14 protein-coding genes, 1 pseudogene and 1 riboswitch are annotated in these 12,532 nt (G+C 57.2%); of the genes and pseudogenes, 7 read left to right on the top strand and 8 right to left on the bottom strand.

The genetic code is table 11. The features are described 5' to 3' along the window. The first annotated feature begins 72 nt into the window (after positions 1-72). From AAF465_14255 to ribB, 6 genes and pseudogenes are all read left to right on the top strand, one after another. Positions 73-486, top strand: coding sequence for a DUF3052 family protein (locus AAF465_14255; protein MEM7083887.1), 414 nt, complete (start codon positions 73-75; stop codon positions 484-486). A gap of 197 nt (positions 487-683) precedes the next feature. Next, a pseudogene (locus tag AAF465_14250) lies at positions 684-860 on the top strand (GFA family protein). Positions 861-890: 30 nt separating this feature from the next. After that, entirely contained in the window at positions 891-1,049 is a 159-nt protein-coding gene (locus AAF465_14245) for a hypothetical protein (protein ID MEM7083886.1), read from the top strand. A 95-nt stretch (positions 1,050-1,144) separates the two neighbouring features. Next, positions 1,145-1,501, top strand: coding sequence for a 6-carboxytetrahydropterin synthase QueD (gene queD / locus AAF465_14240; GenBank protein ID MEM7083885.1), 357 nt, complete (start codon positions 1,145-1,147; stop codon positions 1,499-1,501). A gap of 20 nt (positions 1,502-1,521) precedes the next feature. Continuing rightward, positions 1,522-2,673, top strand: coding sequence for an aromatic ring-hydroxylating dioxygenase subunit alpha (locus AAF465_14235; GenBank protein ID MEM7083884.1), 1,152 nt, complete (start codon positions 1,522-1,524; stop codon positions 2,671-2,673). A 120-nt stretch (positions 2,674-2,793) separates the two neighbouring features. Beyond that, positions 2,794-2,975, top strand: a riboswitch (FMN riboswitch). A 106-nt stretch (positions 2,976-3,081) separates the two neighbouring features. After that, entirely contained in the window at positions 3,082-3,738 is a 657-nt protein-coding gene (gene ribB / locus AAF465_14230) for a 3,4-dihydroxy-2-butanone-4-phosphate synthase (protein MEM7083883.1), read from the top strand. A gap of 31 nt (positions 3,739-3,769) precedes the next feature. On the opposite strand, the gene AAF465_14225 is transcribed toward ribB, so the two are convergent. From AAF465_14225 to AAF465_14210, 4 genes are all read right to left on the bottom strand, one after another. Further along, complete coding sequence (locus tag AAF465_14225; protein MEM7083882.1) at positions 3,770-4,156, bottom strand: RidA family protein; 387 nt, start codon at positions 4,154-4,156, stop codon at positions 3,770-3,772. A gap of 88 nt (positions 4,157-4,244) precedes the next feature. Next, positions 4,245-5,003 (bottom strand): FHA domain-containing protein, encoded by a 759-nt coding sequence (locus AAF465_14220; protein ID MEM7083881.1) that lies wholly within the window; start codon positions 5,001-5,003, stop codon positions 4,245-4,247. A 69-nt stretch (positions 5,004-5,072) separates the two neighbouring features. After that, positions 5,073-5,897: a Stp1/IreP family PP2C-type Ser/Thr phosphatase gene (locus AAF465_14215; protein ID MEM7083880.1), complete on the bottom strand. Its 825-nt coding sequence runs from the start codon at positions 5,895-5,897 to the stop codon at positions 5,073-5,075. A gap of 10 nt (positions 5,898-5,907) precedes the next feature. After that, complete coding sequence (locus tag AAF465_14210) at positions 5,908-8,433, bottom strand: serine/threonine-protein kinase (protein MEM7083879.1); 2,526 nt, start codon at positions 8,431-8,433, stop codon at positions 5,908-5,910. A gap of 157 nt (positions 8,434-8,590) precedes the next feature. On the opposite strand from AAF465_14210, the gene radA reads away from it, so the two are divergent. Continuing rightward, on the top strand, positions 8,591-9,940 hold the full coding sequence (gene radA / locus AAF465_14205; GenBank protein MEM7083878.1) for a DNA repair protein RadA: 1,350 nt from the start codon (positions 8,591-8,593) through the stop codon (positions 9,938-9,940). Positions 9,941-10,050: 110 nt separating this feature from the next. On the opposite strand, the gene AAF465_14200 is transcribed toward radA, so the two are convergent. The 4 genes from AAF465_14200 to ccsA form a co-directional block, all read right to left on the bottom strand. Next, the gene (locus AAF465_14200) at positions 10,051-10,560 is read right to left on the bottom strand and encodes a DUF6265 family protein (GenBank protein ID MEM7083877.1); all 510 of its coding nucleotides are present in this window, start codon (positions 10,558-10,560) and stop codon (positions 10,051-10,053) included. Positions 10,561-10,562: 2 nt separating this feature from the next. Further along, positions 10,563-10,811 carry a hypothetical protein gene (locus tag AAF465_14195; protein MEM7083876.1) on the bottom strand — a complete coding sequence of 83 codons (249 nt, stop codon included), beginning with the start codon at positions 10,809-10,811 and terminating at the stop codon, positions 10,563-10,565. A 125-nt stretch (positions 10,812-10,936) separates the two neighbouring features. Further along, entirely contained in the window at positions 10,937-12,217 is a 1,281-nt protein-coding gene (locus AAF465_14190; protein MEM7083875.1) for an HlyC/CorC family transporter, read from the bottom strand. Between the two features lie 3 nt (positions 12,218-12,220). Beyond that, a partial coding sequence (gene ccsA, locus AAF465_14185) for a cytochrome c biogenesis protein CcsA (GenBank protein MEM7083874.1) occupies positions 12,221-12,532 on the bottom strand: 312 nt, incomplete at its 5' end.

Raw genomic sequence — 12,532 nt, 5'->3', positions numbered from 1 at the left:
TCACGTCGAGCGCAACGCCTACACGGCATGACTTGCTCGATAAAGGCCACCGGACGCCCTCAGGAGACCACCATGAGTCAGACCGCCGGTTACTCGGGACGTCCACTGGCCGCCAAGCTGGGGATCAAGCCCGGCATGCGCATCAAAACCTGTGGTGCGCCAAAACATTACCTTGCGTTGATCGCACCGCTACCTGAACACGTGGTCGTATCGAGTCGACTTCGAACGCAAATCGACATGTGGCATCTGTTTACCCGTTCCGATCAAGAGCTCGCGCGCGTGCTGAAGACAGCGCAATCCTCGATTTATCCGGATGGCGTCATCTGGGTGTCATGGCCCAAGAAATCGTCGGGAGTCGCGTCGCGTGTCACCGAAGATACGATCCGCGCCGTGGCGCTGCCCATGGGCCTGGTGGATATCAAAGTGTGCGCCGTTGACGCCACTTGGTCGGCGCTCAAACTGGTGATCCGCAAGTCGCTGCGTTAGCGGTAGAGGCAACCTCTCTGCAACGTTGGGCACACGGTTGCTTTGCTATACTGACGCCACGCGTTTCGTTGAATTGTCGAGTGACCAAGAGGTGGCGGGTGAGTCAGTTGGTAAATCGCAGCGGGCAGTGTTTATGTGGTTCGATTTCGTTTACAGCCGCGCAGGTCAACCCCTATGTAGGAGCGTGTCATTGCACCATGTGCCGTCAGTGGGGCTCAGGACCGTATCGGTCAGCCGAGTGTGGCAATCGAATCGCGTTCGAGCGTGAGTCGCTTGCCGTGTACGCCTCGTCGAAGTGGGCCGAACGAGGGTTTTTTCGCAGATGCGGTACCCATTCAGTCTATCGGTTAAGAGATAATCAAACGCATTGTGTGCCGGTGGGTTTGCTTGATACTGAGGATCAAGTGACGCTTGATCACCAAATGTTTATCGACGAAAAGCCGTCGTACGATCCGTTTACGGGCGATTCGAAAACGCTGACCGGTGAAGCGCTTTTCGCCGTGTTGGGTTCGACTCAAAATGAGTCAGTGTCGTTTGCAACGCACTCAGAGGGAATAGCCTGAATTCCGTCTCACGGCGCTGTTCTGCCGTAGCATTCGATCGCGAAGCGCTGTATCGTGCGCCCTAGCGTGTTCGACCGCTTGTTTGGTATGTGGTAATGGATGTATTCAAAGTTTTTCAAATCGAGGCAGCGCACCGCTTGCCAAACGTGCCGCCTGGCCATAAGTGCAGTCGACTGCACGGGCATTCGTTTCAAATCGAGGTGCATGTCAGTGGAGAGGTTAAAGAGCCCGATGGTTGGGTAATTGACTTTGCGGACGTGTCTGCGGCGTTCGCGCCGTTGTTCAAGCAGCTCGATCACCACTATCTCAATGATATAGAAGGACTCGAGAACCCCACCAGCGAAAATCTCGCTCGCTGGATTTGGCATAAACTTGTCCCAACGCTACCGGGCTTAAGTCAAATTGTGGTTCGCGAGACTTGTACTTCCGGTTGCGTCTATCGCGGCGACTAATTGAATTTTTGGCTTTGTGTATGTCTGACCACTCAACAACGGCCTTTGCGACCCCTGGGCTACGCGCGCTGGCCGAACGGCTTGTCGCGTTTGAGTCGCAGACCCATGATCAGATTTTTACCGTACCCGCCGAACACTACCTAAACCCGGATCGACTCAGCGCAGAGCGCGAGGCCGTGTTTCATCGCTTGCCCGTTCCGCTAATGCCATCGGCCTACCTCAAGCCGGGCGAGTCTGTCACACACGATCACTATGGCCTGCCACTTGTTGTCACGCGAGACAAGCAGGGCGAGGCCCATGTCTTAATCAATGTGTGTCAGCATCGCGGTACGCGATTGGTGGAGTCGGACGAACGGCAAGTGCACAGTCGCCTGGTTTGCCCGTACCACGCCTGGACCTACCGCCTCGATGGTCGTCTCCAAGGCTTGCCACAACCCGATACGTTTCCCGGACTGAATAAAGCCAAGTACTCGTTACGTTCTCTCCCGGTACGTGAATCGGGTGGCTTGATCTGGACGCGGCTCAACGAGGCGCCGTTTGAAGACTCAGTGTTGGGCAGCCTCGTCGATGATTTTGAGGCATTAGGTATGACGCGTGGTGAGGTGTTTGAAAAACGCTCGTACACCGTCGCGGCTAACTGGAAGCTGCTGATGGATGCCTTTTCAGAGTCTTATCACGTACAGCGGCTACACAAGAACACGATTGCACCGTTCTTTGCTGATTCGGTTGCAGTGGGCGATCGGGTTGGACTGCATTTTCGAAGTGCGGTGGCGCGCAAGCACTTTCGCGACATTGTGCCCGACCAACCGCTCGACGCGATGCGTGTGAATGTGACTTTTTCTTTTAATCTAATGCCCGCAACCGTCATTGTGGCCAGTCCGGACTATCTGAATGTTATGTTCATTCACCCAATCAGTATTGAAGAGTCGACGGTGATTGACTACATGATTGTGCCGTCACTACCCGACAGCCCCGACGAACTGGAACATTGGCGCGAGAGTTTTGATTTGATCGATGGCGGCGTGTTTTACAGTGAAGATTTTCGCGCCGCACAGCTCGGCCAACGTGGCTTGTCCTCGGGCACCATCGACAAAGTAACGCTCGGGAGTGCCGAGCATCAAGTGTACGAATTCCATCAGACCATTCAGCAACTCATTGATCGTTCGGCGTGAATGGGAGGTGCGGTACGCGTTCCCTCGCCGAGGGCCTGATCGCACGAAGAATGTTCAGTCGAGTGATTTAACACCCAACGCATCGGCGATTGACGCTCACGCGCGGTCGAGGTAGATTGCTGCCGTACTCGGGGCAGGGTGAAATTCCCTACCGGCGGTAAGTCGTAACAGCACGACAAGCCCGCGAGCGCCTGATACCGGATCGGTCACCACATTCTGTGATGTCGACGCCACCATCAGGGTCCAGCAGATCTGGTGCGAATCCAGAGCCGACGGTGAGAGTCCGGATGAGAGAGTCGTGTCTGCGCACATCAGTGTGCGGTGAGGCTGTGCCGCAGCCATACTTTTCATCACCCCCAAGCGTGTTGCTATGCCGTGTGTTGCGGTATCGAAAACTGGGGAGTGGTTATGACCGATTTAGTCAGCGAGCATTTTGGCAGTCCGCATCAACGCGTTCTTCGAGCGATCGAGGCATTGCGTGCCGGCCAGGGTGTGTTGTTGTTGGATGATCCAGGCCGTGAAAATGAAGGGGACTTGATTTACTCCGCGCAGCATTTGTCCGTTGAGCAGATGGCACGGCTGATTCGTGACTGCAGCGGAATCGTCTGCTTGTGTCTCGACGCCGAACGTGTCAAACAACTGGCCCTGCCGCCCATGGTAGTCGCTAATTCAAGTCGAAACGGCACCGCATTTACCGTTTCAATTGAGGCGCGAGATGGCGTGACAACCGGCGTCTCGGCGGCGGATCGCGTAGAGACTGTGCGCACCGCGTGTGCGCCCGATGCCCAACCGGACGATTTGCTCAGGCCGGGGCATGTCTTTCCTCTGCGCGCCGCCCCGGGAGGATTGAGTGAGCGACGCGGGCATACTGAAGGCACCCTCGCATTAATGGTGCTGGCGGGACTCGAGCCGGCGGGCGTTTTGTGTGAGTTGTGTTTGCCTGATGGGCGCATGGCCCGTACGCCCGACGTGGTGCGCTACGGACTTGCGCATGAGATCCCCGTGCTGACTATAGACGATCTTGTTCAGTATGAACTCACAGCACGCTATCGTCCGACGGCCTAGCGCAGGACGGTTTCTGGCAATGTGCGGCGCGTTAGGCCGTTGGCCTGCGCGCGATGAGCTCGATTTCAACGCGCGCATTAAGGGGCAGACCCGCGACGGCCACGGTCGTTCGTGACGGAAAAGGCGCGGCAAACTGTTCTTGGTACACCGCATTCATCGCCGCAAAGTCGGCCATATCAATCAAGTACACGTTGAGTTTAATCGCGTGCTCAAATCGTAGACCGGCCTCGCGAAGAATGGCGCGCAGGTTATCGAAAACGCGCTGCGTCTGTGCGGTGATGTCGCCGTCGACCAGCTGGCCCGTGCCGGGGTCAATGGGCGTTTGACCGGACACATACAAACGATTGTCGCTCCAGACCCCTTGTGAATAAGGGCCAATGGCAGCCGGTGCTTCGTCGGTGTAAATCGCCTTGCGCATCGTGAGGTCCTCAGTATGGAGTGTGGGGAAATAAAAAAACGGGCCGCGATCGAAATCGCGACCCGTCATTCTATCGATGCGGCATCAATCAGCTTTCGAAGAAGCCCATTTTAACGCCGGCCAGTTCAATCACATCGTTGTCGGTCAGACGTCTTGCCTGCGGTCCGATGGGTTTGCCGTTGACGATCGGATAATTGCCAGCGGCCCCTCCGTCGACATGAACGACAAAATACCCTTCTGCGCGTCGGGTGATCGCAGCCACCTGAACGCCGGGACGCCCCAAGGTTGTGAGCGCCTTGGTCAGTACGAGTTCCTTACCGGCAAACGCGCCGCTGAGAACCTGGAGTTTGGCCTGGGGTAGGGCGCGTGCCCCCACCTCTTTTTCGGCCATCGTCTCGGTGTGTGGATGAGGACGCAACACCTCGGCTGAGCGCTCATCGGCCACCGCGGTGTCGGTCGCTGCCGCTACCGGCTGGCTGCCCATCGATTCGGGCGCGGCACCGGCTGCGCGGACAGCGTCTTCCACGTTGTCCATGCTCGGGGCGCCGGACTGATCGCCGGGTCGGATGATCATGGTTTTTTCAAATTCGTCGTCGACCGAATCCTCTTTGTCGTCATCGACAAAACGCAGCTGATGATGGCCGATGGTCACCACGTCGCCATGCTGAAGCGCATGCTTTTTCACCAGTTTGCCGTTGACGTACGTGCCGTTTGTGCTGTTGAGGTCCTCAAGGAACGAGTCATTGAGAATGTTGATCACCAGCGAGTGATGGCCACTCACTGCGGGATTGTCAATGCGGACATCGTTATCCGGTAGTCTACCCACCGTATATCGTTCTTTTTGCATATTATATTCTGCAAGAACCTGTCCATCTAAGCTCAGTACTAGGCGCGCCATGGGTTGCTCTCTTACCTGTTAACTAAAGATATTGCTTAGTTTTTTAAGCAATGTGCTACTTTCACCGAAGGGCTTCACAACTTTGGCCACGACAACAGAGATGTTGTCTTTCCCCCCATTGTCGTTCGACAGTCTGATCAACTGTTGACCTACCGTGTGAAGATTAGCATTAAACGTGCTGATAGTTAAGTGAATATCCTCGTCTTCAACCATATCCGTGAGGCCATCTGAGCACAGTACATAGATGTCATCCGGCAGGGCTGCTTCCTCGGTTAGTTCTACCTCAACCTTGGGTTCAATCCCCAGTGCCCGTGTCACATAATTCCGATTTAGCGACCGCTGAGCCTCTTCGGCGGAATAAAAACCGCGGTCAACCAGCTCGCGCAGCAATGAATGGTCGCTGGTGACCTGGCTGAACTGGCCATCCCGCAGCCGATACACGCGCGAGTCGCCCACATGGGCGATCGAGATGCGATTATTGTAAAACAGCGCCGCGGCAATCGTGGTGCCCATGCCTTCGCATTCCGATTTGGACTTGGAGGTTTGGTAAATAATTTTGTTGGCCCGAACGACAGCGTCGCGCAGCGCCACGGTTTGCCGCATGAGGCCGGTTTCCTCGTCGATCGCATCGCGCTTTTCGCGTTTAGCAAAGTCACTGATGATGTCGACTGTGGTGCCAACCGCGATGCCGCTGGCCACTTCGCCGGCATTATAGCCGCCCATGCCGTCGGCCAGCACCAGCAGACCGATGTCCATGTCAGCGCCCACGGCATCTTCGTTATGGTCACGCACCATGCCGGTATCCGTGACGGCGTAATGCTCGATTTTACCTTTCAGACTCATTGCTCATTCACTACGCCGCGAGGTGCTGCAGGCACTCGCGGATGTCGTGGGCCATTTCCATGCCGTCGCGATAACGGTCGGCTGGATCTTTCAATAACGCTTTGTCGATCACATGCGCCAGCTGAGGCGGTAGCTCTGGCCGCACGGCGTGCAGCGGCGTATGCGCCTCGTTGGCAATTTTAAACATCAATGTGGCCATGGAATCCGCACGAAACGGAAGTTGGCCAGTCAATAGCTGAAACAGGGTAACAGCCAGAGAGAATAAATCTGACTGGCCGGTCACAGTTTGACCGGCGAGTTGTTCCGGAGACATGTAGGACGGTGTGCCCAGCACAATACCGGTTTTGGTTTTTGATGAATTGGTGATTCGGGCGATGCCGAAGTCGGTAATCTTGATATCGTTGGTTTCACGATTGAACATGATGTTGGCGGGTTTGATATCCCGGTGCACCACATCCTGGCGATGGGCGTAGGACAGCGCTTCGGCCGCGCGCGCTACAATTTTGAGCACGGCATTGACCGGTAGCAGCGAATCTTGGCCCGTGGCTTGACTCAGCTCCTCGCCGTCCAAAAACTCCATGGCAATATAGGCCAGATCAAGCTCTTCACCCGCGTCATAGACCGTGACAATATCCGGATGGTTAAGACGTCCGGCGGTTTCGGCTTCGCGGAAAAAGCGTTCGCGCGCCGTGGCCAAGTCGTCCTCGTCAAACTCTTCACTCAATGCGATGGTTTTGATGGCCACGACACGATTGATCTTGGGGTCGCGTCCTAAGTAGACGGTACCCATCGCGCCGCGGCCAATTTCTTTTTCGACCATGTAGCGCCCGAGCATCGGTTTTTGCAGGCCACCGTCCTCGTCGATCAGCAGTCGAGTCTGGGCTACGGCAGCGGGCTGTCCAAGCACGGTGGTTTCGTCTAACGACTGATTGCGCGCGATGCGCTGTGGCAAATCGCGGTAAGTGGGGTTATGACGCGCCATGTAGGTATAGATAGCGCCAGCCTTGTTGAACTGCCGTTTACGCTCAAAGTCTAGCGCCAGTGTGTACAACGGCTCCATCAGCGAATCATCAAGCGGGCATTTGCGAAACTTCTCAAACGCCATATCGAGCTGCCCCTGACTTTGAAAGGCGAGCCCCAGCATACGGTTACTCTCGGCACTGGCCTCATCGGAACTGGCGCGAAGCCGCTCAACCACGCCGAACCGTTTGACGGTCATCACCAGATGGCCGCCGAGTAAGAAGAGCAATGGCGTCATTACCTGACCCCACACGAGCAGGCTCGAAAACAGCCCTGTCGCAGTGGCCACCATCGCCATAGCCAAGGCGGCGGTGACCAAAAAGGCCGTGCGCGAGCGCAGTTTGGGTAAAACAAACAAAATGTACACAGCCAGCAAAACGAGCAGCGCGCGTTCAGCCCACATCACCCACGCGGGTCGTTCAATGCGGTGTCCTTGCACAATACTCGACACATTGTGCGCAAGCACCATCGCCGGTGACATGTCTGGATCGACGGGCGTGGCAAAGCGGTTGCCGACACCCAGCGCGCTGGCGCCGATGAGCACCACTTGGTTGCGGTATTTATCGGTGGGAATCTTGGCGGAAAAGACATCGCTGTAGCTGTCGACCGAAAACGCGTCGCCGCGGTAAAACACCGGGTAAAACTGACCGACTGAATTGGTGCGCAACGTGCGCGGACCCAAGGTTACGCCAGCGGCATCCGCGATGAGTGCCGACGGCTCAAGGTTGAGTGCGGCGGCCGCGGTGTTGAGCGCGAGCGACGGAAATACCTCGTTCCAATACCGCACGGCCAGCACCTCCTGGCGCAATGTGCCGTCGTGCTGATCAGGGTATTGACCAAGATGACCCAGCCGGGCCGCACGTGTGGCCAGTGTGTCAATCGGCAGCGTCACGCTGTCGGCCGGTAGGGCGACCGATGTTGCGTCGCTGCTCAGCGCTTGCCCGGCCAGGTAGTCGGGCAGTGCTCGATCGGGGTTACCCACAGGTTCGCCCGGCGTGAAGGTCATCGGAATGATGACGTTGCCGGCCGCGTCGAAGCTGGCGGCCAGGCGCGCGTCATAGTTGAGGTCGCGGAGCCCATCGTCGAGCGCGGACGCAATCGATGCCGCGCTTTGGCTGACGCGGCTGTCGTCTCCCGACTCGCGCACCAGCGCGTCGACCCGTTCTTTCAGCTCCACAAGCGTGTCGCGCCCGGGGTCAATCTGGGATTCGGGAAAGGTGATGCCATAGGTGATGACCTTGGCACCGCCATTGGTGAGCAGCGTGGTCATACGCTCGTGCAGATCACGCGAAAAGGGGAACCGGCCGAGCTCCTCGATGCTTTTGTCATCGATCTCAATGACGGCAATGCGGTCGGAGGCGGGCAGATCCAGCCCTCGCATCAAGCGATCGTACGCGGCGCTTTCCAGGCTCCGAAACGCGCCATTCGCGAGCCATAGGGCCGTCACCGCGAAGAGTGCGGTGTAAATCAGCCCGACGAGCCAATCGTTGCCCAGGATGTGTGACGCTTTTTTCACAGATTCGCATCAGTCGCTATTTTACCGGTGATTATAGAACATAACAGACTGTAAAAGTTACAGTTATAGTGTGACGCAGTGCCGATTTTTAGGGATTGCCTGAGGGCCAAAAACGCGTGCTATGATCCCGGCCTTCCACCTCGATGATTGCACCGCCATGCCCCGTGAAAAATCCGTCTATGTGTGCCAGTCCTGTGGCGCCACGGCCCCGAAATGGTCGGGTCAGTGTCCGGAATGTGGTGACTGGAATACGCTGCAGGAGAGCACGGGTCGGCTGGTGTCGGTGCGCGCGGGTGGCTATGCCGGGGAGCGCGCGACGCAGTCGCTGGCGGCTGCGCCAGACAGCGCAAAACCTCGGCTCTCAACGGGCATTGGCGAGCTTGATCGCGTGCTCGGCGGTGGGCTGGTGCCGGGCTCGATTAGTTTAATCGGTGGTGATCCGGGCATCGGCAAATCGACCTTGCTTCTGCAGGCGGTCGCGGCTCTTTGCGAACACACGACCGCCATGTACGTGAGCGGCGAGGAATCCCTCGAACAAATTGGACTGCGCGCGCGCCGACTGGGCGTGGCGCAGGCACCGGTGACGTTGCTCGCCGAGACGTGTGTGGAGGCGATCGTCGCGACCGCCGATAAAAAACGACACGGTGTGTTGGTAATCGATTCGGTGCAGACCATGTACAGCGGTGAGATTGCATCGGCGCCGGGCACCATCACACAGCTTCGTGAGTGCACCGCGCAGCTGGTGCGTTTTGCCAAACAGTCCGGCACGGCGATTTTTCTGGTGGGGCATGTGACCAAGGAGGGCGTTATCGCCGGTCCGCGTGTGCTCGAGCACATGGTCGACACGGTGCTGTATTTCGAAAGCGATGCGGGCAGTCGCTATCGCGTGATGCGCGCTGCCAAAAATCGGTTTGGTGCGGCGAACGAGATTGGCGTGTTTGCCATGACCGACTCAGGCGTCAAAGAAGTTAAAAACCCGTCGTCGATTTTCCTGTCGTCCGATCGCGAGGCGGCGCCCGGTAGCTGTGTGCTGATTACCCGCGAAGGCAGTCGGCCGCTGTTGGTTGAAGTCCAGGCGTTGGCCAGCGACAGCCCGATGGGTAACCCCCGCCGGGTGGCGGTGGGCTACGAACAAAATCGCTTGGCCATGTTGCTCGCCGTGATGCAGCGACACGGTAACTTGTCTTTGGCCGGGCAAGATGTGTTCATCAACATCGTGGGTGGCGTGCGCATCAGCGAGACCGCAGCGGACTTGCCGATCTTGCTGGCCGTCATGTCGAGTTTTCGTGACCGCCCCATTGCGACGGCCACAGTGGCGTTCGGCGAGGTGGGTTTGGCCGGTGAAATTCGACCCGTTCCCTATGGCGAGGAGCGAATCGCGGCGGCGGCGAAACAGGGGTTCAAACGTGCGGTTGTGCCCTTTGCGAATCGGCCTAAAAAACCGATCAAAGGCATCGAAGTCATCGGTGTTAAGCGCTTGATCGGCGCCATCGAGGCGCTGGCGTAACTCGACGGCGTGTTGATGCACCGGCCCGCGATGGTGGGCTGGGTTTATCGCGCGCTGCCGGTGAGGTTCGCTCTGAAACGCGTAGCGTGGAACATTCGGAGGCCGCTTGATTAAGACGAGTCGTCGCAACGCTGGTAGATCCACGACACGGGCTTGTTGCCGTCTTTGAGTGAAATAAACCCCTCGAGCGTAGCGCCGAGTCGGGTGTATCGAATGCGTTGCGGATAATCGTTGTCATCATTGGCAAATGTAATCGAATGCGGTGTGTGGTCGATGGCCTCGAAGGGCGTGGGTCCGTTGCCGCGTGGATAGGCGTGAAGACGCTCCACGGGTGTGTCAATGTCGATGCGCAACATTTCAAAAAACACGCGCTGGTCGCCATTGCGCGCAACGCTAAAGCCAAAAAGCTGATCGCCATGCACCGAACGCGTCCATTGTTCTTCGGTGACCCCATCCGCCGTTTGCCAACAGCCGTCCAACCACGCAAGCGCCACACCGTCTGTGTCGTGGGCCAGCGCAGTCGAGTCCTGTTCGCTCACCGCGTGTACGCAGCCTGCGCTCGTCAACGCCAGCGCAACCAGTAAATTCATCCGAGCGAGGCGGTGTCGTGGGGATAGCATGATCACAATTCCTTTAGCTGCCGTTCGAGTTGAGCAACGGTCTCTTTGAGTTCGGTGACTTCCGCGCCCTGCGGATCGCTTTGCTCAAGAAGACGAAGCGTCATTTTGGCCTCGGCAAGTTGAGCGGTAAGGGCCGCTTTGTCGGTGTGACTTTTGGCAAAATCACGCAGTTCGGTGGCGTCGTTGGTGTCGGATTCCGAGCCGCCGCAGGCAGCGAGACTGACCAGCGCGATAACAATTAAAAAGCGCATAGCTATACTCCTTGTCGAGTGGATTAACCGTACGCGGCCAATCAGATTGGTGCAATCGGCGAACGGTGCATTCCGGCGATCTCACTAAGGGCCTGGCCTGTCGTCGGTGTCAACCGCCGTGAGGGCTACTCCGGATCTTCGGATGCTTCCTCGGCCGATGGTGCGGCGACGCTAAGTTGTTTGATCGTGTTGTCCCGCACATCGATCACCTCGAGTGCATACCCATGCAGCGACAGTTGGGTGCCGCGCTCGGGAATGGTCTCGAGATGTTCCACAATTAAGCCGCTCAAGGTTTTGGCGCTGTCGGTTGGGAACGACCAATTCATGGCGCGGTTAAGTTCGCGCACGTTGGTCGCGCCATCAACGCGGTAAACGCCCGGGGTGATCTCACGTGTGAGTGGTTTGTCGTCATGCAAATCGTCTTGAAACTCTCCGACGATTTCAGCCAATAAGTCGCCGAGCGTGATCAGCCCCTGCACGTCACCGTATTCGTCAACAACGAGCGCCATGCGGTGCCGGTCGTTTTGGAAATTCAGCAGTTGCCGATTGAGAGGTGTGTCTTCGGGCGCGTAGTAAGCCGGAATGATCGCGCCGCGCAGCGACTCAATTGATAGCGAATCGTTGAGCAGGCCCGGCACGACTTTACGCAAATGCAATATGCCTTCTACCTTTTCAAATTCGTCACGGTACACCGGGAGCAGTGTGTGATTGCTTTGACGAATTTGTCGCACAATCGCTTCCCAGTCATTGTCTAAATCAATACCGTTAATGTCGGCGCGCGGAATCATAATGTCCTCGACCGTGACGCTGTCGAGTTCCAACACCCGCAACAGCATGGTTTGTCGCGAGCGCGGTATCAGGTTGCCGGCCTCTTGCACCGCCAGGCGCAACTCCTCGCTGGTCAAAGACGTGAGCGACTCGTCTTCTTCGCTGACACCGAACATGGCGAGCAAGCCATTGGAAATCGCATTGACTGACCAGATAAAAGGGCTTAAGAGAATCATCAGCGGCTGATAGACAATCGCCGCGGGATAGGCCACCACTTCGGGCTTGAACGCGGCCAGTGTTTTGGGTGCGAGTTCGGCAAAGATCACAATGATGGGCGTGAGGATGACAACGACCGTTTCGGGACGCCAACCCAATCGAATTGCAATGACGGTCGACAGTGTGGTCATTGCAACATTGACCACATTGTTGCCAATGAGGATTAAGCCGATGAGCTTGTCTGGCTTTTCAAGCATCGTGGCGGCAATGCGCGCCCCGCGATGGCCGGCGCGTGCTTTGGCGCTGAGTCGATAGCGGTTAACGCGCATGAGCGCGGTTTCAGAGCCGGAAAAAAACGCCGACAGAAAAACCAGACCGATCAGAAAACCAACAAGCTCAGGCGTACTAAACCCAACGTCCAATGCCTAACCCCACTGCCGGTCGAGGATCACTTCGAGCACGATGCGGGTGCCCACGTACGCTAACAGCAACAGTGCCCATCCGGTTAACGTCCACCGCGCCGCCGAGCGTCCGCGCCAACCGAAGCGCCAACGTCCGAGTAACAGTGCACCGAACACAACCCACGCAAGCAGGGTCAATACGGTCTTATGGGTGAGGTGTTGGGCACTAATATCGCGAATGAAAATCATTCCGCTAAAAATCGACAGTGTGAGCGTGACGAAGCCCACTTTGATTGACGTGAATAAGCCGTGCTCGAGCATCAAAATGGATGGCAG

It is taken from the genome of Pseudomonadota bacterium (assembly GCA_039028935.1).
Classification (GTDB): domain Bacteria; phylum Pseudomonadota; class Gammaproteobacteria; order Steroidobacterales; family SZUA-146; genus SZUA-146.
The sequence above is the reverse complement of the archived record's forward strand: the minus strand, read 5'-3'. Positions and strand labels throughout refer to the sequence as shown.

What these genes read in the sequence shown, in the direction of transcription:
- radA (MEM7083878.1), top strand. Translation starts at nt 8,591, where the DNA reads ATGCCCCGTGAAAAATCCGTCTATGTGTGCCAGTCCTGTGGCGCCACG.
- ribB (MEM7083883.1), top strand. Translation starts at nt 3,082, where the DNA reads ATGACCGATTTAGTCAGCGAGCATTTTGGCAGTCCGCATCAACGCGTT.
- AAF465_14195 (MEM7083876.1), bottom strand. Translation starts at nt 10,811, where the DNA reads ATGCGCTTTTTAATTGTTATCGCGCTGGTCAGTCTCGCTGCCTGCGGC.
- queD (MEM7083885.1), top strand. Translation starts at nt 1,145, where the DNA reads ATGGATGTATTCAAAGTTTTTCAAATCGAGGCAGCGCACCGCTTGCCA.
- AAF465_14220 (MEM7083881.1), bottom strand. Translation starts at nt 5,003, where the DNA reads ATGCAAAAAGAACGATATACGGTGGGTAGACTACCGGATAACGATGTC.
- AAF465_14225 (MEM7083882.1), bottom strand. Translation starts at nt 4,156, where the DNA reads ATGCGCAAGGCGATTTACACCGACGAAGCACCGGCTGCCATTGGCCCT.
- AAF465_14215 (MEM7083880.1), bottom strand. Translation starts at nt 5,897, where the DNA reads ATGAGTCTGAAAGGTAAAATCGAGCATTACGCCGTCACGGATACCGGC.
- AAF465_14200 (MEM7083877.1), bottom strand. Translation starts at nt 10,560, where the DNA reads ATGCTATCCCCACGACACCGCCTCGCTCGGATGAATTTACTGGTTGCG.
- AAF465_14255 (MEM7083887.1), top strand. Translation starts at nt 73, where the DNA reads ATGAGTCAGACCGCCGGTTACTCGGGACGTCCACTGGCCGCCAAGCTG.
- AAF465_14235 (MEM7083884.1), top strand. Translation starts at nt 1,522, where the DNA reads ATGTCTGACCACTCAACAACGGCCTTTGCGACCCCTGGGCTACGCGCG.